General features: G+C 51.4%; 20 protein-coding genes. 13 read left to right on the top strand and 7 right to left on the bottom strand.

What is annotated here, in order from left to right:
* The first annotated feature begins 11 nt into the window (after nt 1-11).
* The 7 genes from FFT88_RS04765 to FFT88_RS04735 all read left to right on the top strand — a co-directional run bounded on the left by FFT88_RS04765 (nt 12) and on the right by FFT88_RS04735 (nt 8,473).
* Nucleotides 12-1,709, top strand: a complete 1,698-nt coding sequence (locus tag FFT88_RS04765) for an alpha,alpha-trehalase (RefSeq protein WP_135404273.1) — start codon at nt 12-14, stop codon at nt 1,707-1,709.
* Nucleotides 1,710-2,046: 337 nt separating this feature from the next.
* The gene (locus FFT88_RS04760) at nt 2,047-3,069 is read left to right on the top strand and encodes an iron ABC transporter substrate-binding protein (RefSeq protein ID WP_135404272.1); all 1,023 of its coding nucleotides are present in this window, start codon (nt 2,047-2,049) and stop codon (nt 3,067-3,069) included.
* Nucleotides 3,069-4,049 (top strand): iron ABC transporter permease, encoded by a 981-nt coding sequence (locus tag FFT88_RS04755; RefSeq protein ID WP_135404271.1) that lies wholly within the window; start codon nt 3,069-3,071, stop codon nt 4,047-4,049. The genes FFT88_RS04760 and FFT88_RS04755 overlap by 1 nt, the downstream gene beginning before the upstream one ends.
* Nucleotides 4,046-4,804: an ABC transporter ATP-binding protein gene (locus tag FFT88_RS04750; RefSeq protein WP_130222833.1), complete on the top strand. Its 759-nt coding sequence runs from the start codon at nt 4,046-4,048 to the stop codon at nt 4,802-4,804. Before FFT88_RS04755 ends, FFT88_RS04750 begins: the two co-directional genes overlap by 4 nt.
* A gap of 9 nt (nt 4,805-4,813) precedes the next feature.
* On the top strand, nt 4,814-5,626 hold the full coding sequence (locus tag FFT88_RS04745; RefSeq protein WP_130215975.1) for a class I SAM-dependent methyltransferase: 813 nt from the start codon (nt 4,814-4,816) through the stop codon (nt 5,624-5,626).
* Nucleotides 5,623-6,477 carry a ModD protein gene (gene modD / locus FFT88_RS04740; protein WP_135404270.1) on the top strand — a complete coding sequence of 285 codons (855 nt, stop codon included), beginning with the start codon at nt 5,623-5,625 and terminating at the stop codon, nt 6,475-6,477. Before FFT88_RS04745 ends, modD begins: the two co-directional genes overlap by 4 nt.
* A 25-nt stretch (nt 6,478-6,502) precedes the next feature.
* Nucleotides 6,503-8,473, top strand: coding sequence for a TonB-dependent receptor (locus tag FFT88_RS04735; protein WP_135404269.1), 1,971 nt, complete (start codon nt 6,503-6,505; stop codon nt 8,471-8,473).
* Between the two features lie 49 nt (nt 8,474-8,522).
* Here the strand turns inward: FFT88_RS04735 and FFT88_RS04730 are convergent, their stop codons facing one another.
* A complete protein-coding gene (locus FFT88_RS04730) occupies nt 8,523-8,777 on the bottom strand; it encodes a GlsB/YeaQ/YmgE family stress response membrane protein (protein ID WP_000511315.1) in 255 nt (84 codons plus the stop codon).
* A 197-nt stretch (nt 8,778-8,974) separates the two neighbouring features.
* On the opposite strand from FFT88_RS04730, the gene FFT88_RS04725 reads away from it, so the two are divergent.
* The gene (locus FFT88_RS04725; RefSeq protein WP_130222841.1) at nt 8,975-9,709 is read left to right on the top strand and encodes a flagellar brake protein; all 735 of its coding nucleotides are present in this window, start codon (nt 8,975-8,977) and stop codon (nt 9,707-9,709) included.
* Between the two features lies 1 nt (nt 9,710).
* Here FFT88_RS04725 and emtA read toward each other — a convergent pair whose 3' ends face one another.
* A complete protein-coding gene (gene emtA / locus FFT88_RS04720; protein WP_130205637.1) occupies nt 9,711-10,322 on the bottom strand; it encodes a membrane-bound lytic murein transglycosylase EmtA in 612 nt (203 codons plus the stop codon).
* A gap of 99 nt (nt 10,323-10,421) precedes the next feature.
* Here emtA and ldcA point away from each other — a divergent pair, with 99 nt between their 5' ends.
* Together ldcA and FFT88_RS04710 are read left to right on the top strand one after the other, a co-directional pair.
* Entirely contained in the window at nt 10,422-11,336 is a 915-nt protein-coding gene (gene ldcA, locus FFT88_RS04715; protein WP_135404268.1) for a muramoyltetrapeptide carboxypeptidase, read from the top strand.
* A 94-nt stretch (nt 11,337-11,430) separates the two neighbouring features.
* Nucleotides 11,431-13,167, top strand: a complete 1,737-nt coding sequence (locus FFT88_RS04710; protein ID WP_064528688.1) for a potassium/proton antiporter — start codon at nt 11,431-11,433, stop codon at nt 13,165-13,167.
* Between the two features lie 56 nt (nt 13,168-13,223).
* Here FFT88_RS04710 and dadX read toward each other — a convergent pair whose 3' ends face one another.
* Nucleotides 13,224-14,294, bottom strand: a complete 1,071-nt coding sequence (gene dadX, locus FFT88_RS04705; RefSeq protein WP_135404267.1) for a catabolic alanine racemase DadX — start codon at nt 14,292-14,294, stop codon at nt 13,224-13,226.
* 9 nt (nt 14,295-14,303) lie between these two features.
* Entirely contained in the window at nt 14,304-15,602 is a 1,299-nt protein-coding gene (dadA, locus tag FFT88_RS04700) for a D-amino acid dehydrogenase (protein WP_135404266.1), read from the bottom strand.
* A gap of 329 nt (nt 15,603-15,931) precedes the next feature.
* Here dadA and FFT88_RS04695 point away from each other — a divergent pair, with 329 nt between their 5' ends.
* A complete protein-coding gene (locus tag FFT88_RS04695) occupies nt 15,932-17,464 on the top strand; it encodes a SpoVR family protein (protein ID WP_130205627.1) in 1,533 nt (510 codons plus the stop codon).
* Between the two features lie 51 nt (nt 17,465-17,515).
* On the opposite strand, the gene fadR is transcribed toward FFT88_RS04695, so the two are convergent.
* Complete coding sequence (gene fadR, locus FFT88_RS04690; RefSeq protein WP_130215962.1) at nt 17,516-18,235, bottom strand: fatty acid metabolism transcriptional regulator FadR; 720 nt, start codon at nt 18,233-18,235, stop codon at nt 17,516-17,518.
* A gap of 221 nt (nt 18,236-18,456) precedes the next feature.
* On the opposite strand from fadR, the gene nhaB reads away from it, so the two are divergent.
* Together nhaB and dsbB are read left to right on the top strand one after the other, a co-directional pair.
* Nucleotides 18,457-19,998 (top strand): Na(+)/H(+) antiporter NhaB, encoded by a 1,542-nt coding sequence (gene nhaB, locus FFT88_RS04685; RefSeq protein ID WP_130215960.1) that lies wholly within the window; start codon nt 18,457-18,459, stop codon nt 19,996-19,998.
* A 145-nt stretch (nt 19,999-20,143) separates the two neighbouring features.
* On the top strand, nt 20,144-20,674 hold the full coding sequence (gene dsbB, locus FFT88_RS04680; RefSeq protein WP_130215958.1) for a disulfide bond formation protein DsbB: 531 nt from the start codon (nt 20,144-20,146) through the stop codon (nt 20,672-20,674).
* 45 nt (nt 20,675-20,719) lie between these two features.
* Here the strand turns inward: dsbB and umuC are convergent, their stop codons facing one another.
* Nucleotides 20,720-21,988 carry a DNA polymerase V catalytic protein gene (gene umuC, locus FFT88_RS04675; RefSeq protein WP_135404265.1) on the bottom strand — a complete coding sequence of 423 codons (1,269 nt, stop codon included), beginning with the start codon at nt 21,986-21,988 and terminating at the stop codon, nt 20,720-20,722.
* Nucleotides 21,988-22,407, bottom strand: a complete 420-nt coding sequence (locus FFT88_RS04670; RefSeq protein WP_130205617.1) for a translesion error-prone DNA polymerase V autoproteolytic subunit — start codon at nt 22,405-22,407, stop codon at nt 21,988-21,990. The genes umuC and FFT88_RS04670 overlap by 1 nt, the downstream gene beginning before the upstream one ends.
* Nucleotides 22,408-22,760: the final 353 nt, after the last annotated feature.

Below are 22,760 nucleotides of genomic sequence, written 5' to 3'. Positions count from 1 at the left end.
GAGAATGATTGATGAAACCACTTGTCCCTCGTCGCTCGCAGAAAGTGGCGTTAATACCTGCTGCCGTATTATTGTGTGCCGCCGCGCTATCTGCACAGGCAGAAGAAACACCGGTGATGCCACAATCGCCTGATATTTTGTTAGGCCCTCTGTTTAACGATGTGCAAAACGCCAAACTTTTTCCTGATCAAAAAACTTTTGCCGATGCCATTCCGAACAGCGATCCATTAATGATCCTCGCAGACTACCGGATGCAGCAGAATCAGAGCGGGTTCGATCTGCGCCATTTCGTTAACGTCAATTTCACCCTGCCGAAAGAGGGAGAGAAATATGTGCCTCCAAAGGGGCAGTCACTGCGCGAACATATAGACGGACTTTGGCCGGTGTTAACCCGTTCTACCGAAAGTACCGAACAATGGGATTCTCTGTTGCCGTTGCCGAAACCCTATGTCGTGCCGGGAGGTCGTTTTCGCGAAGTGTATTACTGGGACAGTTACTTCACCATGCTGGGGCTTGCCGAAAGCGGTCACTGGGATAAAGTGGCGGACATGGTGGCCAACTTTGGTCATGAAATAGATACTTATGGGCATATTCCAAACGGTAACCGCAGCTATTATTTGAGCCGATCGCAGCCGCCCTTTTTTGCCTTGATGGTGGAGTTACTCGCGCAACACGAAGGTGACGACGCGTTGAAACAATATCTGCCGCAACTGCAAAAAGAGTATGCGTACTGGATGGACGGTATTGAAAACCTGCAGGCCGGACAACAGGAAAAGCGCGTTGTTAAACTCAAGGATGGCACTATTCTTAACCGCTACTGGGATGACCACGATACGCCACGCCCGGAGTCGTGGGTAGAAGATATTGCCACCGCCAAAAGCAATCCGAACCGCCCTGCCACTGAAATTTACCGCGATCTGCGTTCTGCCGCCGCATCTGGCTGGGATTTCAGCTCACGCTGGATGGACAACCCGCAGCAGTTAAATACATTACGCACCACCAGCATCGTACCGGTCGATCTCAATAGTCTGATGTATAAAATGGAGAAAATCCTCTCCCGCGCCAGTAAAGCAGCCGGGGATAACGCGATGGCCAGCCAATATGAAACGCTCGCCGATGCCCGTCAGAAAGGGATCGAAAAATACCTGTGGAACGATCAACATGGCTGGTATGCCGACTACGACCTGAAGAGCGATAAAGTGCGCAATCAGTTAACTGCCGCCGCCCTGTTCCCGCTTTATGTCAATGCAGCAGCAAAAGATCGCGCGATCAAAATGGCTACCGCCACTAAAACACATCTGTTGCAACCAGGCGGACTGAACACCACATCGGTGAAAAGTGGACAGCAATGGGATGCGCCAAATGGCTGGGCTCCCCTGCAATGGGTGGCGACTGAAGGGTTGCAAAACTACGGGCAGAACGAGGTGGCGATGGACATTAGCTGGCACTTCCTGACCAATGTTCAGCACACTTATGACCGGGAGAAGAAACTGGTCGAGAAATATGATGTCAGTACCACCGGAACAGGTGGCGGCGGTGGCGAATACCCGTTGCAGGATGGCTTTGGCTGGACCAATGGCGTCACGCTGAAAATGCTCGATTTGATCTGCCCGAAAGAGCAACCGTGTGACAACGTTCCGGCAACGCGTCCGACCAGTAAATCAACCACACAGCCGGTTAAACAAAAAGAGGCGGAACCTACGTCTTAACTTTACTGTATATCGGGCAATGCCATTGTGCGCATAAAATTGGCATTGCTCTTTTTTTCCACGAAAAACCAAATTTCGATTATTATACGATCTATGTCTTAATTTTCTTATATCAGAGAAGATATTAATTTTACATTATCATTTTATTAATCATTACTCTTCTATTTATATTTTCCCGCCACTCACGCATTCTCCCTGACAATTTTCTTGTTGAACAAAGCGTTGTTTAGCAAATAAGCAGATCATTCTGTTTCTTTAGACAAATCTTGATATCAAACATGATCTTTACCGATATATATGTAAATATATAGCGGTTTTAATTGTCAGGATATTACTTATGTCACTAACCAGACGGATGTTTACGCAGGCTCTTGCGTCTACCTTGTTCCTGCATCATCTGCCGTCCTTTGCACAATCAGTTAAATTCTGGGCCTCATTGACGCTTCCTGAAGCCAAAAAAATTACGCGTATTGTCAGTGCCGGTGCGCCTGCCGATCTGCTTTTGCTGGCTGTCGCGCCAGAAAAACTGGTCGGTTTTTCTTCTTTTGACTTTGCTCGCGAGGCGGCAATTCCATTAACTCCGGCAATACGTCATTTACCTAAACTTGGACGACTCGCCGGACGCGCCAGTTCGCTTTCAATGGAAGGGCTTATGGCATTGCAGCCCGATTTGGTCGTTGATTGCGGCAATACGGATGAAACCTGGCTCTCCCAGGCACGGCAGGTTAGCGAACAGACACAAATCCCCTGGTTATTGCTTAACGGAAAACTGGAGCAATCGGCAGAACAGTTAACAACGCTGGGCAAAACGTTAGGCGAAGAGCACCGCGCCGCAGAACAAGCCAATCTCGCCAGCCGCTTCGTTGGTGAAGCTCAGGCATTCGCCACCTCACCCGCCGCTAACCTCCGCTTTTATGCTGCACGCGGTCCCCGAGGGCTGGAAACGGGCTTACAGGGTTCGTTGCATACCGAGGCGGCGGAATTATTAGGTTTGCACAACGTCGCGCAAATAGCCGATCGCCACGGCCTGGCACAGGTTTCCATGGAAAATCTACTGCGCTGGCAGCCGGATATTATTCTGGTTCAGGATGCTGTGACTGCAAACTTTATCCGTAACGATCCTCTCTGGCAGGGCGTAAAAGCCGTTGCGGAACGTCGCATCCTGTTTTTGAGTGGCTTGCCTTTCGGCTGGCTGGATGCCCCGCCGGGAATCAACCGTCTTCTGGGATTGCGCAGACTCCACGCCTGGCTGGATCCCGCAGTCAACAGTCAGTTTAAAAACGATATGCAACGTTACGCTCAACTGTTCTGGCATTGCCCATTAAGTGACGCCGACTATCAAAAAATGGTGGCGAGCTAATGAGAACCGCGAACGGATGTATTCTGCTGCTGGCAGCTATCAGTATCACTTTTGCCGCCGTAAATGGGGCTTATCATCTCGATATGCAGCAACTGCTGGCGCTAATTCTTCGTCAAGAAGATGTTCCTGTGCAGGAACAAATTGTCTTCTGGCAAATCCGCGTGCCGCGCATTCTGGCGGCGTTGTTACTGGGCGCTGCGCTGGCAGGCGCCGGAACCACCTATCAGGGTATGTTCCGTAATCCCTTAGTTTCACCGGATATTTTAGGCGTCTCCGCCGGTGCCGGACTTGGTGCCTGCGCGGCAATCCTGTGGGGATTATCGATAGCTTACATCCAACTCTATGCATTTTGCGGCGGTCTGCTGGTGGTCGCGGGCGTCTGGCTGATTACATGTCGGGTGACTCGTCACGATCCGGTGCTCACGCTGGTGCTGGTCGGCATTGCGTTAGGGACGCTGTGCGGAGCGGGGATATCGCTAATTAAAACGCTGGCCGATCCCTATACCCAGTTGCCCTCGATTACCTTCTGGCTACTCGGTGGCCTGTCTACGGTGACCTTACGCGACCTTTACTACGCGGCACCGCTCATTCTGGCTGGCTCCGTTCCTTTGCTGTTCCTCCGCTGGCGCATGAATTTACTCACGCTTTCTGATGACGAAGCCCGCTCGCTGGGGCTGAATGTTGCGCGTCTGCGATTAGGATTGATTGTCTGCGCCACACTAATCACCGCCAGCACGGTAGCAATAGCGGGCATTATTGGTTGGGTTGGTCTGGTCGTTCCGCACATTGCCCGCTTGTTGACCGGTCATAACCATCAGCAACAGTTGCCCATGGCAATGTGTACTGGCGCGATTCTGCTCCTGCTCACCGATACGCTGGCGCGCAGCATTGGGACAACAGAAATCCCGCTCGGCATTCTGACCGCTTTTGTTGGCGCACCGTTTTTCCTGCTTTTGTTGTTACGCGGAGGTCGCCAGTGACTTTGCTTGCCGTCCGTCATGCGTCTCTGGGTTACTCCCGCCATCCGGTGCTAAGTGACGTTTCCTTCGCCCTGTCGCAAGGAACTATTTGTTGTCTGCTTGGTGCCAATGGTTGCGGCAAAACCACGCTCATGCGCTCCATTCTTGGCGTTATACCGTTATTAAAGGGCGAGATCTTACTGGATAGCATCCCTGTTCAGACACTTAACCATCGCCAGCGCGCGCAAGCAATTGCCTGGGTACCGCAGGCGCACGACGGTATTTTTGCTTTCAGTGTGCTGGATATGGTGTTGATGGGCCTGGCCCCCACCATAGGCGCTTTTTCCGTTCCCGGTAAGCAAGAACGCCTGAAAGCAACGGAACAACTGGAAAAGCTGGGTATTTTGCATCTGGCGACAAGACGCTGGAATACCCTTAGCGGCGGTGAACGCCAGCTGGCTTTAATCGCCCGTGCACTCGTCCAACAACCGCGCTTGTTGTTACTGGATGAGCCCGCCTCCAGCCTCGATTTCGGTCATCAGATCCAACTTCTGGACACGCTGGCGCAGCTAAAAAATAACGGCATGACAATGTTAATGTCGACTCACCATCCGCTCCATGCCAACGCCATTGCCGACAGCATTATCCAGGTAGAGCCAGATGGACGAGTAACACAAGGCTTACCGACCGAACAGTTAACAACGAACAAACTGGCGGCCCTGTATCGGGTTTCTGCCGACCAAATTCATCATCACCTCTCTGCAATTAGCCGCTAAGGAACAATCATGCTCATTGATGATATTGATTTTGCAGACCTTTATCTGCAGCAACTCAAACTGGCTCACCGCACAGAAAAAACACCGGATCACTGGGATCAACGGGCGGAAAAAATGGCGGAAAATTGCGCCTCGCCAACGGACAGCTACCTGCAACAACTGATCGCTAAAATTGACCTGCAAGGCGCGCAGACCTTATTCGATATGGGCTGCGGACCAGGTACCGTATCGCTGGCGCTGGCTGACAAACTCACTACGGTTTATGGCGTTGATTACAGTCAGGGGATGCTGAACGTTGCCGCCCGCCGCGCCGCCGCGCTGAAGGCAGACAATGTCCACTGGATCCAGCGCGCCTGGGAAGAGGACTGGAGTGACCTGCCACGCTGCGATATTGCCGTGGCTTCCCGATCCACACTGGTGGCTGATATGCGCCAGGCAATGAGCAAACTGAATAATCAGGCACGGCTGCGCGTCTACACCACCCATCTGGTCAGCACCTCGTTCGTCTCCCCGGCCATTCAGCGGGCGGCAGGTCGGGAAGTGATCGAATTACCCAACTATATCTTTGCGCTCAACGTCCTGTATCAAATGGGAATTTATGCTCACGTCGATTTTATCCGTGGACAAAATTGCCAACAGGATAACAGCACCTGGGAACGTTTTGAGCAGAATGTCAGCTGGAGTCTTGGCACGCTTAACGACGATGAGCGTGAGCGGTTATATCGCTGGTATCAACAACAAGATGCTCGTACCCTCGCCCCTGCCAGCCGCGACTGGGCGCTCATCTGGTGGGATAGCGTGCCGCCGGAGGCACTGCGATGATCTTCATTTCTCAGGCACAAATCGATGCGTTACTTCTGGAAGATATCCAGGGCGGTGACCTGACCACGCGGGCATTAAATATTGGACACCAGCCTGGCTATATTGCGTTTTTTCACCGCCAGGGCGGCTGCGTCAGCGGCGTTTCTGTCGCGTGTAAGATGTTAACCACGCTGGGGTTAACCATTGATGACGCGGTCAGCGACGGTTCACAAGCGGATGCAGGTCAGCGGCTGATCCATGCTCACGGCGACGCTGCTGCACTTCATCAGGGATGGAAAGCGGTCCAGAACGTACTGGAGTGGAGTTGCGGCGTCTCAGATTATCTCGCTCAAATGCTGGCGTTGCTTCGTGAACGTTATCCTGACGGCAATATCGCCTGCACCCGAAAAGCTATCCCTGGAACCCGGTTGCTGGCAACACAAGCTGTCATTGCCGCTGGCGGGCTGATTCACCGTGCCGGATGTGCGGAAACCATATTATTGTTCGCCAACCACCGTCATTTTCTTGCTGACAATCAGGACTGGTCGGGCGCAATCGCTCAGTTACGTCGCCACGCCCCCGAGAAGAAAATTGTTGTTGAAGCCGAAACGCCGAAAGAGGCTATCGCCGCGTTACACGCGCAACCAGACGTACTTCAGCTCGACAAATTTAGTCCGCAGCAGGCAACTGAAATTGCGCAAATAGCGCCGTCGCTGGCTCCCCACTGTACGCTGGCTCTGACCGGCGGAATTAATCTGACGACACTCAAAAATTACCTCGACTGCGGCATTCGCCTTTTTATTACTTCCGCGCCTTATTACGCGACACCGGCTGACATCAAAGTCAGTCTGCAACCCGCAGCCTCTATTTAATTCTTTGTTAAACGGAATTTATTCTATGAGACTCAAAAAACGTTATCTCTGCACAGCATTATCACTTGCCTTTACCCAGCAGGCCGTAGCCGCTCAGGAGAGCGACACGCTGACCGTATGGTCCAGCCCCGTATCATCGACGACGACCACCGTTCTCGATCAACCCACCATGAAGGCCCTGGATAAACAGAATGTCGCTAAGGCATTAAGCGTCGTCCCTGGCGTAGTGCTGCAAAAGTCAGGCAGCCGCAACGAAGAACAGGTCAAAGTTCGTGGTTTTGATAGCCGTCAGGTACCGGTCTATTTCGACGGTGTGCCGATTTATGTTCCCTATGACGGCAACCTCGATCTGGCACGGATTCTGACCAACAATCTGGGCGCGGTCGAAGTTTCCAAAGGGTATTCGTCGCTGCTTCAGGGGCCTAATCAGATGGGCGGAGCCATTAATATCACCACCCAGAAGCCAACGAAACCTCTGGAAGCAAATCTGGGATATCGCCAGGGATGGAGCCGTAGCCAGGACAATGCCTACGATATGCATGCTTCATTTGCCGCCAGCAGCGATCTGGGGTATTTGCAAGTCAGCGGTAGCCAGCTAAAGCAGGATTTTCTCGGCCTGCCGCATGGTGTGAATAACGATATTGCAGGCAAACACGGCAAGATGATTAACTCATCGGCTGATGATAAACGCGGCATTGTGAAGCTCGGTTTTACACCACGCGAAAACGATGAATACACACTGACTTACATTAAGCAGGATGGTGAAAAAGATAACCCGCCATACAGCGGAAACAGTGGTCAGAAATCACGCTACTGGCAGTGGCCGGAGTATGACAAAGAAAGTTTTTACTATCAGGGAACGACCCAGCTAAACGAGCGTTTTACTTTGAAAAGTCGGCTGTATCGCGACACCTTTGAAAATACGCTGATGATGTACAACTCGCTGGCTGATTTGAAAAATAAAAAAGGCAGCTACAGCCATTATTCCGATTACAGCGACGGTGCCGGGTTACAACTGGCAGCCGATGTGCGTGAAAACGATCTGCTGTCGTTTGCCGTTAACTGGAAAAATGACGTACACCGGGAAAAAGGTGCGCCGCACGCCGCTTACGATCGCTATGAAGATCGCACCTGGTCGCTCGCCAGTGAATATCAATGGGCTGCCGCCGATAATGTCGATGTCGTGGCGGGAATCAGCTATGACTGGCGCGATAGCGTAGAAGCGAAAAAACATGAGAACGATGGCAGCATCACCCATTATGACGACAACAATCAGTCAGCTTTTAACTGGCAGGTAATGGGGAAATACCACTTTGCCAATGAAGACACGCTGGCACTTTCGTACTATGACCGCACTCGCTTTCCGACGCTGAAAGAACGCTATACCACGTCCAAACCAGCGTATAACCAGATAGCGATTGTTAACCCACAGCTCAAACCGGAACGCGCGCGCGGGGTAGATTTAACCTGGAATGGTGCCTTCACGCGCGACTGGGGATTTGAGGTCAGCGTTTACTATAACCGGGTGAGTGATGCCATCCTCTCGCACAATATCGATGCCGATACCATTCAAAACCAGAACAGCGGCACGGTGGATTACAGCGGTCTGGATGCCGGTATTAAGGGGAAAATCAGCAATATACTGGATGTAGGATTGAGCTACGCCCTGATCCACGCTGACGCTAAACGCAAAGACATCGGCAAGATAACCGATCTGCCAACGCAGACCATGACCGCATGGATGACTCTCAAACCGTGGGAGCCGTTAAGCATAACACTGTCGGAAGAGGCGCGTTCCTCCAGCTACAGCAACAGTGACGGTTCACAAAAAGCCGCCGGTTTTGCGGTGACCCACATTCGAGCTGATTACGCCTTAGGTCATGGTTTCAGCGTCAATGCGTCGGTCAATAACCTGTTTGATACCCAATATGCCTACAGTGAAGGGTTTATTGAAGAAGGTCGCAATTTCTGGGCAGGTGTCGAGTATACGTTCTGATGTGAAAGCGGATAGCGGCATCTGTATCGCTATCCGCCTTATGAAAATCTTATTCTCTTCGCAGGAGGCGGAATACGCCCAGAACGAGAATAGCTCCCACCACCGCCACCAGGAAGCTGTGCAAATTAAAACCGCTGATGGAGCCGCCAATGCCAAACATGGTCGCCAGCCAGCCGCCGACAACCGCACCGACTATCCCGAGAATACAGGTCAGGAAAAATCCACCACCATCACGCCCCGGCATGATTAGCTTGGCGATAATGCCGGCTATCAGGCCAAAAATAATCCAGGCAATAATTCCCATGTTCAGGCCCTCGTTTCTATGAACAGGACGCAAGAAATGCTTACGTCAACGCTCTAAGTATAGGCAAGGGTAAGTTTGATGTCGGGCGTCTGGTGGTTGATTTGCAGTCGACATGTAAAAAAAATCGCATTTGTATAAAGTTTTGTTAATCGCCACCGATAAACCAAAGACAGTTTGTCGGTCAGGAGTTTTTCCGCGTGAGTCACTACCATGAGCAGTTCCTGAAACAAAATCCTTTAGCAGTACTGGGCGTTTTACGCGATTTGCATAAAGCCGCAATTCCCTTACGTATCAGTTGGACTGACGGTCAACTGATCAGCAAAATACTGGCAATAAGCCCGGATAAACTGGTGCTGGATTACGGCAGTCAAGCAGAAGACAACAATGCTGTGCTTAAGGCGCAGCACATTACCATAACCGCCGAAACTCAGGGTGCGAAAGTCGAGTTTACTGTTGAACAATTACAGCAAAGTGAATACCTGCAGCTTCCGGCCTTTATTACCGCACCGCCTCCCACCTTATGGTTTGTACAACGACGCCGATATTTCCGCATCTCCGCCCCGCTCCATCCGCCTTATTTTTGCCAGACCAAACTGGCGGATAACAGCACGTTACGTTTTCGCCTGTATGATTTGTCGTTAGGCGGCATGGGCGCATTACTGGAAACGGCAAAGCCTGCCGGATTGCAAGAAGGCATGCGCTTCGCACAGATTGAAGTCAACATGGGACAATGGGGCATTTTTCACTTTGATGCCCAGTTACTGACGATCAGCGAGCGTAAATTGATTGATGGTAAAAATGAAACCGTCTCCACTCCCCGTCTGAGCTTTCGTTTTCTTAACGTCAGCCCGACGGTGGAGCGGCAATTACAGCGGATTATTTTCTCACTCGAGCGGGAAGCCCGTGAGAAAGCGGACAAAGTACGCGACTGAGTTACATTGCGTCCAGAGCCTGCTCGAGTTTGTAGATATAGCGTGGAGCCTGCGGCGCGGGGTGATTTCTCGCGACGTGATCGAGGAACTCGTCAGCGTCCAGATCGTTGATTTTGCTGATCGCCTTTTTCCGATCTGAGGAGAAAGTCCGTAACAGTGCGCCTGCCCCGTTAGCGTATGACACCACCAGCGCATATTGCAGTACTTTCGGATCTTCAATACCTGCCAGCGGGCCGGTTTCCAGAATATTCAGGTAAGCTGCCCCCATTGAGATATTACGCTCTGGATTTTTCAGCTCACTGGTCGTTGGTTCGCCGCTCCAGCCCATGCGACGGTAAACATCGCGTCCGGACGTGGAGGCTTTTAACTGCATCAGACCAATCGCATTCGACTTACTCACCGCGTTCGGGTTACCGCCCGACTCGATAGCGATAATCGCCGTGATCAATTGTGGATCGACACCCCAGGCCGCACCGGCTTTCTGACTTATTGGCATCCACTTCATTGCACGTTGTACCGGAACTTTCGCATTCCACGGAGGGTTCGTATAGTCATGTTTTGATGAACAACCCGCTAATAACACAATCAAAAAGGCAAACCATCTCAATTTCACTTCATCTATCCTTATAGCCTGGAATCGCCGTTGAGGTGACAACGGCACACCTAATCGGCATGATATACAATTCGTTTCTGTTGTCAGCAAGGAATTGCCATGTCTCAGTTTCACTTAATCGCCCCGTCGGGTTACTGCATTAATCAGCACGCCGCGCAGCGCGGTATTCAACGCCTGATGGATGCGGGTCATCAGGTCAATAACGTAGAGGTCATTGCCCGTCGCTGTGAGCGGTTTGCAGGTACGGAAACGGAGCGTCTGGCGGATATTAATTCTCTTGCAGGGCTGACATCACCCAACACTATCGTACTGGCGGTTCGCGGCGGTTACGGTGCCAGCCGCTTACTGGCGGATATTGACTGGCAGGCGCTGGTTGCTCGCCAACAACATGATCCGTTGCTGATCTGCGGGCATAGCGATTTCACAGCCATCCAGTGTGGACTGCTGACCCAGGGTAATGTCATCACCTTTAGCGGCCCGATGCTGGTGGCGAATTTTGGCGCGGAAGAGATGAACGCCTTTACCGAGCACCATTTCTGGCTGGCATTACGCAATGAAACATTCACCATTGAATGGCAAGGGGAAGGCCCGACGTGTCGGACCGAAGGCACGTTGTGGGGAGGCAATCTCGCGATGCTGATTTCGCTGATTGGTACGCCGTGGATGCCGCAAATTGAGAACGGTATTCTGGTGCTGGAAGATATTAACGAGCACCCTTTCCGCGTCGAACGTATGCTGTTACAGCTCTATCATGCCGGAATTTTACCGCGTCAAAAGGCGATTATCCTCGGTAGCTTCAGTGGTAGCACGCCCAATGATTATGACGCGGGTTACAACCTGGAGTCGGTGTACGCGTTCTTGCGTTCCCGCCTGTCTATTCCACTCATAACTGGCCTCGATTTTGGTCATGAACAACGCACAGTTACGCTGCCGTTGGGCGCACATGCCACGCTTAATCACACCCAGGAAGGCACACAGTTGACGATTAGTGGTCATCCTGTTCTTAAAGTGTAAAAAAATCACGTTTCAGGGCTAAGTAAAACGCTGTTTCTGCCGCTAATATGGTAGGGTTTATATAAGAGACAGCGTAATCAGGAGTAACCGACCGTTGGATGCCACAACAATAATTAGCCTTTTCATCTTAGGATCCATCCTTGTCACCAGCAGTATTTTACTTAGTTCATTTTCTTCCCGTCTTGGCATTCCCATTCTGGTTATTTTTCTGGCGATCGGCATGCTGGCGGGGGTTGATGGCGTCGGCGGCATCCCGTTTGATAATTATCCTTTTGCTTACATGGTAAGTAACCTCGCGCTGGCGATTATTTTGCTCGACGGTGGGATGCGTACCCAGGCCAGTTCATTTCGCGTGGCGTTAGGCCCGGCGCTGTCATTGGCGACGGTGGGCGTGCTGATTACTTCTGGTTTAACCGGCATGATGGCGGCGTGGCTGTTTAATCTCAATTTGATTGAAGGCTTATTAATCGGCGCTATTGTCGGTTCCACGGATGCCGCTGCGGTATTTTCTCTGCTTGGCGGCAAGGGGCTTAACGAACGTGTTGGCTCGACGCTGGAAATTGAATCCGGCAGTAATGATCCGATGGCCGTGTTTCTGACCATTACCCTGATTGCGATGATCCAGCATCATGAGAGCAATATTAGCTGGATGTTCATTGTCGATATTCTGCAACAATTTGGTCTGGGCATTGTAATAGGTCTTGGCGGCGGTTATTTACTGCTGCAAATGATCAACCGCATCGCCCTGCCCGCCGGATTATATCCATTGCTGGCATTAAGTGGCGGTATTCTGATTTTCTCATTAACTACTGCACTGGAAGGTAGCGGTATTCTGGCGGTGTATCTGTGCGGTTTTCTGCTGGGTAATCGCCCTATTCGCAACCGCTACGGCATTCTGCAGAATTTCGACGGCCTCGCCTGGCTGGCGCAAATCGCCATGTTCCTGGTGCTTGGGCTGTTGGTTAACCCAAGCGACTTACTGCCTATTGCCATTCCGGCGCTCATTTTGTCCGCATGGATGATTTTCTTCGCTCGTCCCCTTTCGGTATTTGCCGGATTGCTGCCGTTCCGTGGCTTCAATTTGCGCGAGCGCGTATTTATCAGTTGGGTCGGACTGCGCGGCGCGGTGCCGATTATCCTGGCGGTGTTCCCGATGATGGCGGGCCTGGAGAATGCGCGTCTGTTCTTTAATGTCGCCTTCTTCGTGGTTCTGGTTTCGCTGTTGTTACAGGGAACGTCGCTCTCGTGGGCGGCGAAAAAAGCCAAAGTGGTGGTTCCGCCCGTCGGACGCCCGGTATCACGCGTTGGCCTTGATATTCATCCGGAAAACCCGTGGGAACAGTTTGTTTATCAGTTGAGTGCCGATAAATGGTGCGTGGGCGCGGCGCTGCGCGATCTGCATATGCCAAAAGAGACGCGTATTGCGGCACTGTTTCGTGATAACCAGTTGCTTCATCCCACTGGCAGCACCCGACTGCGTGAAGGCGACGTCTTGTGCGTGATTGGTCGGGAACGCGATCTCCCGGCGCTCGGTAAACTGTTCAGCCAGTCACCGCCAGTCGCGCTGGATCAACGTTTCTTTGGTGACTTCATTCTTGAAGCCAGTGCCAAATATGCCGATGTGGCGCTGATATATGGTCTGGAAGACGGTCGGGAGTATCGCGATAAACAGCAAACGCTGGGGGAAATTGTCCAGCAATTGTTAGGCGCGGCTCCGGTTGTCGGTGATCAGGTGGAGTTTGCCGGGATGATCTGGACGGTGGCCGAGAAAGAAGATAATGAAGTACTGAAGATTGGCGTTCGGGTAGCGGAGGAAGAAGCCGAATCTTAAGTTTGATCCGTCTTGTATCGCCGGATGCGACGCTGGTCGCATCCGGCTACAGCAAGTTACACCGTCACAACAGGCACACGTAACGCCAGCGCGCACATCAATTCATAGCCAACAGTTCCGGCAGCGGCGGCGACATCATCAATTTTGATCTCTTTGCCCCACAGCTCAACCGGGGTACCAATACCCGCCTGCGGGCAAGGCGTTAAATCGACCGCCAGCATATCCATCGAGACAGTCCCTACCGTCATGGTGCGTACGCCGTCGACTAAAACAGGGGTACCGGTTGGCGCATGCCGCGGATAACCGTCAGCGTATCCGGCGGCGACAATGCCGATTCGCTGTTCATCACGCGCGGTATAGCGACCGCCATAGCCCGCGCGCTCTCCCGCTTTCAGCGTCTGGACACCAATAATCTCGCTACTTAACGTCATTACTGGACGTAATCCGGTATTGGCGATATCGCGCCACTGACCGGACGGTGATGCACCATACAAAACAATTCCCGGACGCACCCAGTCAAAATGCGCTTCCGGATGCCACAGCGTCGCCGCCGAGTTAGACAACGAGCGTCGACACTCCAGCCCTTCCGCCGCCTGGTCAACACGCGCCATCGCCTCGGTAATCCCATCAGGATGCTCGGCCTCGGCAAAATGCGACATCAGGGTCATTTCGCCAACATTCGCCATCGCCCGCAGTTGCTGCCAGACGGTGGACACGCGATCGGGCAGGAAGCCCAGCCGATTCATTCCACTGTTCACTTTAAGATAAATATCCAGGGGTGCTTTTAGTCGCGCGTTTTGCAACGCTTTGAGCTGCCAGTTACTGTGAACGCAGGTAGTCAGGCGATACTGGTCATAAATCTCCAGATCCTGGGCGTGGAAAAAACCTTCCAACATGAGGATCGGTCCTTTCCAGCCGCGCTCACGTAGGGTAATGGCCTCTTCCAGATTAAGTAAGGCAAAGCCATCAGTCGCCCCGAGCGCACTCCAGATACGCTCAATACCGTGCCCATACGCGTTCGCTTTTACCACCGACCAGACGCGCGCGTGCGGCGCGGCCTGGCGGACAATGTTCAGATTCTGTTTTAATGCCTGTAGATCGAGGCTGGCCTGTATCGGTCTGGTCATCTCGATTCCTTAGCTGTGCGCGCCATGTAAATGGCCCGGGCGTGATGGCGTAAATCCACGGCTGTAGCGCGCTACGTTTAAATCCTCATACGGGATAGCGGGCGTGCGCCCCGAGAGCAGATCGCTTAACAACTGACCGGAACCGCAAGCCATCGTCCAGCCGAGCGTGCCATGACCGGTATTCAACCACAGATTTTTAAAGCGTGAACGACCAACAATCGGCGTGCCGTCTGGCGTCATCGGGCGCAGGCCGGTCCAGAAAGTAGCCTGCTCGACATGACCGCCGCGCGGATAGAGATCGCGAACGACCATTTCCAGCGTTTCACGACGCGGCTGTAACAGTTCAGTGTTAAAGCCAACAATTTCCGCCATCCCGCCAACGCGGATACGGTTATCGAAACGGGTAATGGCGATTTTGTAGGTTTCATCAAGAATGGTGGATACCGGCGCGCCATCTTCCTGCGCAATTGGAATGGTCAGGGAATACCCCTTCAGCGGATACACCGGAATATCAACAATGCCTTTAAGCATTGCCGTCGAGTAAGAACCAAACGCCATCACATACGCATCGGCCTTAATCACTTCATCACCACACTTCACGCCGTAGATTTGCTCGCCGTCACAAAGTAGCTGATCAACGGGCGTATTAAAGCGGAATTTAACCCCCGCCTGCTCCGCCATTCGCGCCAGATTCTGGGTAAAGAGCTGGCAGTCTCCGGTTTCATCATTGGGCAGTTGCAGACCGCCGGTCAGTTTATGCGCCACTTCTGCCAGCGCGGGCTCCACTTCCGCCAGGCGGCTGGATTCCAGTAATTTGTACGGCACACCAGCATCTTCCAGCACGGCGATATCGCGAGTGGCATTTTCATACTGTTGTTCGGTACGGAACAGTTGCAGCGTCCCGCCCTGCCGACCTTCATACTGGATATTTGTCTCTGCGCGTAATGCTTTCAGGCAATCACGGCTGTATTCCGCCAGGCGCACCATCCGCCCTTTATTTTCCATATAGTGGCTGGTGTCGCAGTTACGTAACATTTGCCACATCCATTTCAACTGGAACTGCGTACCGTCGAGACGAACGGCCAGCGGCGCATGGCGCTGAAACATCCATTTAATCGCTTTTAAAGGCACGCCTGGTGCTGCCCACGGCGCGGCATAGCCGGGGGAGATTTGCCCGGCATTCGCTGCGCTGGTTTCAAGAGCCGCCCCCGGTTCCCGATCAATGACGGTGACCTCATGTCCTGCCTGATTCAGATACCAGGCGCTGGCAACGCCTACCACACCACTTCCCAGTATGACAACTCGCATAGCCACTCCGATAACGGTAGATACAGTAAAAGAATAATAATCTAATTACATCTTGATAACTCAGTTGAAAATATTATTCAACATATGGGTTTTTTATGGTGAGCCAGCTCACATCTCCCTGACACAGCGGGAATATACTGTCTTTGGCATCTCCTGCTGAACGTGCTTTTTATCCAGCAGAAAATTCCGTTGAGAAGCTAATTATTGGCACTCCGATAATAAGAAATCGCAAAGAAAAAAATTCTCCGGCGACGCGGTTTTTAACAGGTGTTCTATGCTTGAAATGAGGTGCTCCACACAGAGAGCGCCGACAACAATGAGGTGCGCGTATGGCGACGATCGATTCTATGAATAAGGACACCACACGTTTGAGCGATGGACCCGACTGGACGTTCGACCTGCTGGATGTTTACCTTGCAGAGATAGACCGGGTGGCGAAACTCTATCGGCTGGATACCTACCCGCACCAGATTGAAGTGATCACTTCGGAACAGATGATGGATGCCTACTCCAGCGTCGGCATGCCGATTAACTATCCGCACTGGTCATTCGGTAAAAAGTTTATCGAAACCGAACGTCTGTATAAGCACGGTCAACAAGGGCTGGCCTATGAAATTGTCATTAACTCTAACCCGTGTATCGCTTACCTGATGGAAGAGAACACCATCACCATGCAGGCGCTGGTGATGGCACATGCCTGCTATGGTCACAACTCTTTCTTCAAAAACAATTATCTGTTTCGCAGCTGGACCGACGCCAGTTCCATTGTCGATTACCTGATTTTTGCCCGTAAATATATTACCGAGTGCGAAGAGCGTTATGGCGTTGATGAAGTAGAAAAGCTGCTGGACTCCTGTCATGCCCTGATGAACTACGGTGTAGACCGTTACAAACGTCCGCAAAAAATCTCTCTCCAGGAGGAAAAAGCCCGGCAGAAAAGTCGCGAGGAGTATCTGCAAAGTCAGGTCAACATGCTGTGGCGTACCCTGCCGAAGCGCGAAGAAGAGAAAACAGTCGCCGAAGCGCGCCGCTATCCTTCCGAGCCGCAAGAAAACCTGCTTTATTTTATGGAGAAAAATGCCCCACTACTGGAATCATGGCAGCGTGAAATTCTGCGTATTGTGCGTAAGGTGAGCCAGTATTTTTATCCGCAAAAACAGACTCAGGTGATGAACGAAGGCTGGGCGACCTTCTGGCACTACACCATCCTTAACCATCTGTACGATGAAGGAAAAGTGACCGAACGCTTTATGCTGGAGTTTTTGCACAGCCACACCAATGTGGTTTTCCAGCCGCCCTATAACAGCCCGTGGTACAGCGGAATAAATCCGTATGCGCTTGGTTTCGCCATGTTCCAGGATATTAAACGGATTTGTCAGTCGCCGACGGAAGAAGACAAATACTGGTTCCCGGATATCGCCGGTTCTGACTGGCTGGAAACATTGCATTTTGCGATGCGTGATTTCAAAGATGAGAGCTTTATCAGCCAGTTCCTGTCACCGAAAGTGATGCGTGATTTTCGCTTCTTCACCGTTCTGGACGACGATCGCCATAATTATCTGGAAATTTCTGCCATTCATAATGAGGAAGGTTATCGGGAGATCCGTAACCGATTATCGTCGCAATATAACTTAAGTAATCTGGAACCAAACATTCAGATCTGGAACGTGGATTTACGCGGCGACCGTTCACTGACGCTGCGCTACATTCCGCATAACCGCGCTCCGCTGGATCGGGGGCGCAAAGAAGTGCTGAAGCATGTGCATCGCCTGTGGGGATTTGATGTGATGCTCGAACAGCAAAACGAAGACGGCAGCGTCGAGTTGCTGGAACGTTGCCCGCCGAGAATGGGAAATCTGTAAAAACAACAAAAAACCCCTCGTTTGAGGGGTTTGCTTTTTAAACGGAAGGGATTATCGCCCCTGAATGGCTAAATCACCCGGCAGATTTTTCTGCATCCGGTGCCATATCTCGCCACTCTCATGCCCATAGCGGCGCACTGTTTCGTAAACCTGATCATGCGCGCCTTCAGTGCACAATGCCGATAGCTTGTGATAGAAGCCCAGTGCCAGACTGCGCGCCTCCGGATTAGCGAAATAGTGACGACCAATTCGCGTATACAGCCCTTTCATCCCGTTGAGGATCAGACCGTAAATTGGGTTACCGGAAGCAAACGCCAGACCGCGGAAAATGTTGTAATCCAAGTCAGCAAAGGCGTCGGCGTGATCGGCCACTTCATTGGCGGTTGCCAACACTTCTTGCGCTTTATCAGGATGCTGACGAAATGCAGTGCGAATAAAAATTGTCGAAATATTGGTACGCACTGACAGCAAATTATCAATAAGCTGCGGCACACTTTCGTGATCCAGTCGCGCCAGCGTCTCAAGAATATTCAACCCGGAGGTTTCCCAGAAATTATTCACCTTCGTCGGTTTGCCGTGTTGAATAGTCAGCCAGCCATCTCGCGCCAGGCGCTGCAACACTTCACGTAACGTAGTACGCGTTACGCCAATTAATTCTGAAAGTTCACGTTCTGCGGGCAAAATAGTCCCGGGCGGGAAGCGGTTATTCCAGATACTTTCAATGATGTACTCTTCCGCGAAACCCGCCGGGCTTTGCGCCTTAATGACCATAGTGAGATTTCCATAACACAGCAAAACAAAGTTGCACTCATCATACCAGAGGGCTAATCACGCTGATAGCAGACAAAAAGAAGAAAAAAGGGATCAAGGCTTCATTTTCTGCATCTCTTTCTCCTTGATCATCAATACTTGCCTCACTCCTGCACGACCGTTAAGCTTTGCGCTTAAACATAAAAACATCATTGATTATTACTAAGGTAAGGGAAACCATCATGGAAATCTCCTGGGGCCGCGCGTTATGGCGCAATTTTTTAGGCCAGTCACCTGACTGGTACAAACTTGCCCTCATCATTTTTTTAATTATTAATCCGCTAATTTTTCTCATCAGTCCTTTTGTTGCTGGCTGGCTGCTGGTAGCGGAATTTATTTTCACGCTGGCAATGGCCCTGAAATGCTACCCGCTGCTCCCCGGCGGTCTATTGGCTATCGAAGCCGTCTTCATCGGCATGACCAGCGCGAAACATGTCCGTGAAGAAGTGGCGGCAAACCTTGAAGTCTTGCTGTTACTGATGTTTATGGTGGCGGGCATCTATTTTATGAAACAGCTGTTGCTGTTCATTTTTACTCGCTTGCTGTTAAGCATTCGCTCCAAAATGCTGCTATCGCTCTCTTTTTGCATTGCGGCAGCGTTTCTCTCCGCGTTCCTCGATGCTTTAACCGTCGTGGCGGTGGTGATCAGTGTTGCAGTAGGCTTTTATGGCATTTATCACCGCGTAGCCTCTTCCCGTACCGAAGATACCGACCTGCAAGACGATAGTCATATCGACCAGCATTACAAAGTTGTTCTGGAGCAGTTCCGTGGGTTCCTGCGTAGTCTGATGATGCACGCTGGCGTCGGTACCGCATTAGGTGGCGTAATGACCATGGTGGGTGAGCCGCAAAACCTGATTATCGCCAAAGCCGCTGGCTGGCATTTTGGCGATTTCTTCCTGCGCATGTCACCAGTGACCGTTCCGGTTCTGGTTTGCGGTCTGTTAACCTGCCTGTTGGTGGAGAAGCTGCGTTGGTTTGGCTACGGTGAAACGCTGCCGGAGAAAGTCCGCGAAGTGCTGCAACAGTTTGACGATCAAAGCCGCCACCAGCGTACCCGTCAGGATAAAATTCGTCTGATTGTCCAGGCGATTATCGGCGTCTGGCTGGTGACTGCGCTGGCGTTGCATCTGGCGGAAGTTGGCTTGATTGGTTTGTCGGTCATTATTCTGGCGACATCATTGACCGGTGTCACCGATGAACATGCCATCGGCAAAGCCTTCACCGAATCTCTGCCATTCACCGCACTGTTGACCGTCTTTTTCTCGGTAGTCGCAGTCATTATCGACCAGCAGCTGTTCTCCCCGATTATCCAGTTTGTGCTGCAGGCATCGGAACATGCACAGCTTTCGCTGTTCTATATTTTCAACGGTCTGCTGTCATCCATTTCGGATAACGTCTTCGTGGGGACGATTTATATCAACGAAGCGAAAGCGGCAATGGAGAGTGGCGCGATTACGTTGAAGCAATACGAACTTCTGGCAGTTGCCATTAATACCGGGACCAACCTGCCCTCCGTCGCCACGCCGAACGGCCAGGCTGCATTCTTGTTCCTGCTGACTTCCGCACTCGCGCCATTGATTCGCCTCTCTTATGGCCGCATGGTGTGGATGGCCCTGCCTTATACCCTCGTACTGACTCTCGTCGGACTGCTCTGCGTCGAGTTTACTCTTGCCCCTGTAACCGAATGGTTTATGCAGATGGGCTGGATAGCAGCGCTTTGATAACAACTGACCGGGCATATTGATGCCCGGTTTGCCTTTTCGCCCGATAATTGTTCGATTACGATCGATTTTTGATTCCCCCTGGTGGCGCAGCGAATGAATTGGTTTAAACTGCGCATTCTATGCATATTGCAGGGATATTATTATGTTGCGATTTTTGAACCAATGTTCACAGGGTCGGGGTGCGTGGCTGTTGATGGCGTTTACCGCTCTGGCACTGGAACTGACGGCGCTGTGGTTCCAGCATGTGATGTTACTAAAACCTTGCGTGCTCTGTATTTATGAACGTTGTGCGTTATTTGGCGTTCTGGGCGCTGCACTCATTGGCGCCATCGCCCCGAAAACTCCGCTACGTTATGTAGCAATGATTATCTGGTTATACAGTGCGTTCCGCGGTGTACAGTTAACTTACGAACACACTATGCTTCAACTCTATCCCTCACCGTTTGCGACCTGTGATTTCATGGTTCGCTTCCCGGACTGGCTGCCGCTGGATAAATGGGTGCCACAAGTGTTTGTCGCCTCTGGCGATTGTGCCGAGCGTCAGTGGGAATTTTTAGGTCTGGAAATGCCACAGTGGTTGCTCGGTATTTTTATCGCTTACCTGATTGTCGCGGTGCTGGTGGTGATTTCCCAGCCGTTTAAAGCGAAAAAACGTGATCTGTTTGGTCGCTAATCTATTCGGCGCTCCTGCGGGAGCGTCTTTTTCCTGCCGCTATGTTTATTTGACCCGCAGTAAATCAGAACTTCGTGTTGTATAACGTGGTGAAAGCATGGCTCGCTTCATCTGCCATTGTTGCTGGATCCCCTGCCCTGCAAAATAGAGTGTTCCCCTGCCATCCTTAGCATTCAGCATATCCATTACCGCCATCAATTGTTCACTACCGGGACGCGGTGCGTTGTTATCGAACAAATTTAGTTGTGCCACTCCCTGACTAAAGAAATCACCCAGCATCACGCCCGCTTTTTGGTAGCGATGGCCCGCTTGCCAGATGGCGTCCAGAGATCGCGTAGCCGCGTTAATAATGTCTCTGCTGTCCTGGGTAGGCGTCAGCAGTTTTACCGACGCATTATTGCCGTAATAGGATTCATTGAGCGCAAATGGCGACGTTTTAATAAACGTGGAGATAAACCGACAATATTGATGCTCACTGCGGAGTTTTTCTGCCGCCCGGGCGGCGTAACTACAAATGGCCTGCCGCATCGATTCATAATCCGTGATACGTTCGCCAAACGAGCGGGAACAGATAATTTCCTGCTTCGTCGGTGCAAACTCTTCCAGCTGCAAACAGGGTTCGCCGCGCAGTTCACGCACCGTTCTTTCGAGAACCACATTAAAGTGTTTACGAATAAACCGGATATCTGTATCCGCCAAATCCAGAACGGTTTTGATACCCATCGCGTTCAATTTTTTGCTGATGCGCCGTCCAATTCCCCAGACTTCATCTACGGGTAAAGCGGCCATTAATTTACGCTGGCGTTCCAGATTGGATAAATCCACCACCCCACCGGTCTGCCGCTGCCATTTTTTTGCCGCATGATTGGCAAGTTTTGCCAGCGTTTTGGTCTGAGCGATACCCACCCCCACGGTGAGATGCGTGCGTTGCAGTACCGTTGCGCGAATTTCTCTGCCAAAGTCAGTGAGATCGCGGCAGTTACGTACCCCCGTCAAATCGCAGAACGCTTCATCAATACTGTAAATCTCCACGCGAGGAGACAGCTCTTCCAGCGTCGACATCACCCGATTGCTCATGTCTGCGTAAAGCTCATAATTGCTGCTAAAGCAGACAACGCCACAGCGACGAAACAGATCTTTTTGTTTGAACCAGGGATCGCCCATTTTAACGCCCAGCGCCTTTGCCTCAGCGTTTCGGGCAATAACGCAACCGTCATTATTCGATAGCACAACCACCGGTTTACCCCATAAATCAGGGCGAAACACCGCTTCACAACTGGCATAAAACGAGTTCACATCGCAAAGGGCAAACATCAGCGCATCGCCTTTATTACATGGACAACTACGCCAAAGACATCCAGCGTATCCTCGCTGCCGAGGGTAATCGGCGAGTACGCGCTATTCATGGGAATAAGCTGTACCGTCGGGCGCAACTGCAATTTTTTCACCGTAAACTCGCCATCGACAGCAGCGATGACGATATCACCGTGGCTGGCGGTAATAGCGCTATCGACAATCAATAAATCACCGTCACTAATCCCACCGTCAATCATGGAGTCTCCGCTCGCTTTGACGAAGTAAGTCGCGCTGGGATGCTGAATAAGCAATTGATTCAGATCGATACGCTGTTCAACGTAATCCGCTGCCGGTGAAGGAAAGCCACACTGAACAAGATCGCTAAATAGCGGAAAAGTCACAATTTCGCGGAGATCCGCAGGCTTGATAAACAACATAATAATCTGCCTGAAGCTGTACTGTTTTTATATACAGTAGTCTGTTCTTACCAGCAGATCAATACTGATTCAGGCTATCAATATCTGTCGCTGCGTAGGCTGATCCTTAAGGATTGCCGCCCCACTGTTAACCGTCTGAACGCGGTATGGATATGTCGGTAAGCATTACCTAAAAATACGGTTAATTTTATAGTTTAAACCTTTTTTAGTTATTAGTAAGATACCTGTGCTTCCAAAAAAGCTGGGAAATTCAACGACTCTTGGAAATTTTTGGACCTTGTCCCGCGGCTACAATCCGACAGCCGCGTTTCTTTTTACTATCTACCCCACCGTAAACCTACGGACCTTGCTCT

The sequence above is a fragment of the Escherichia sp. E4930 genome, assembly GCF_005845405.1.
Classification (GTDB): Bacteria; Pseudomonadota; Gammaproteobacteria; order Enterobacterales; family Enterobacteriaceae; genus Escherichia.
This window is presented reverse-complemented; position numbering and strand designations above follow the sequence as displayed.

Bases quoted from the DNA above. Each gene is read 5' to 3' on its own strand.
- FFT88_RS04755 (WP_135404271.1), top strand. From the start codon at position 3,069: ATGAGAACCGCGAACGGATGTATTCTGCTGCTGGCAGCTATCAGTATC.
- FFT88_RS04670 (WP_130205617.1), bottom strand. From the start codon at position 22,407: ATGTTGTTTATCAAGCCTGCGGATCTCCGCGAAATTGTGACTTTTCCG.
- FFT88_RS04765 (WP_135404273.1), top strand. From the start codon at position 12: ATGAAACCACTTGTCCCTCGTCGCTCGCAGAAAGTGGCGTTAATACCT.
- FFT88_RS04730 (WP_000511315.1), bottom strand. From the start codon at position 8,777: ATGGGAATTATTGCCTGGATTATTTTTGGCCTGATAGCCGGCATTATC.
- FFT88_RS04735 (WP_135404269.1), top strand. From the start codon at position 6,503: ATGAGACTCAAAAAACGTTATCTCTGCACAGCATTATCACTTGCCTTT.
- FFT88_RS04745 (WP_130215975.1), top strand. From the start codon at position 4,814: ATGCTCATTGATGATATTGATTTTGCAGACCTTTATCTGCAGCAACTC.
- umuC (WP_135404265.1), bottom strand. From the start codon at position 21,988: ATGTTTGCCCTTTGCGATGTGAACTCGTTTTATGCCAGTTGTGAAGCG.
- nhaB (WP_130215960.1), top strand. From the start codon at position 18,457: ATGGAAATCTCCTGGGGCCGCGCGTTATGGCGCAATTTTTTAGGCCAG.
- FFT88_RS04760 (WP_135404272.1), top strand. From the start codon at position 2,047: ATGTCACTAACCAGACGGATGTTTACGCAGGCTCTTGCGTCTACCTTG.
- dadX (WP_135404267.1), bottom strand. From the start codon at position 14,294: ATGACCAGACCGATACAGGCCAGCCTCGATCTACAGGCATTAAAACAG.
- fadR (WP_130215962.1), bottom strand. From the start codon at position 18,235: ATGGTCATTAAGGCGCAAAGCCCGGCGGGTTTCGCGGAAGAGTACATC.
- dadA (WP_135404266.1), bottom strand. From the start codon at position 15,602: ATGCGAGTTGTCATACTGGGAAGTGGTGTGGTAGGCGTTGCCAGCGCC.
- FFT88_RS04695 (WP_130205627.1), top strand. From the start codon at position 15,932: ATGGCGACGATCGATTCTATGAATAAGGACACCACACGTTTGAGCGAT.
- dsbB (WP_130215958.1), top strand. From the start codon at position 20,144: ATGTTGCGATTTTTGAACCAATGTTCACAGGGTCGGGGTGCGTGGCTG.
- modD (WP_135404270.1), top strand. From the start codon at position 5,623: ATGATCTTCATTTCTCAGGCACAAATCGATGCGTTACTTCTGGAAGAT.
- ldcA (WP_135404268.1), top strand. From the start codon at position 10,422: ATGTCTCAGTTTCACTTAATCGCCCCGTCGGGTTACTGCATTAATCAG.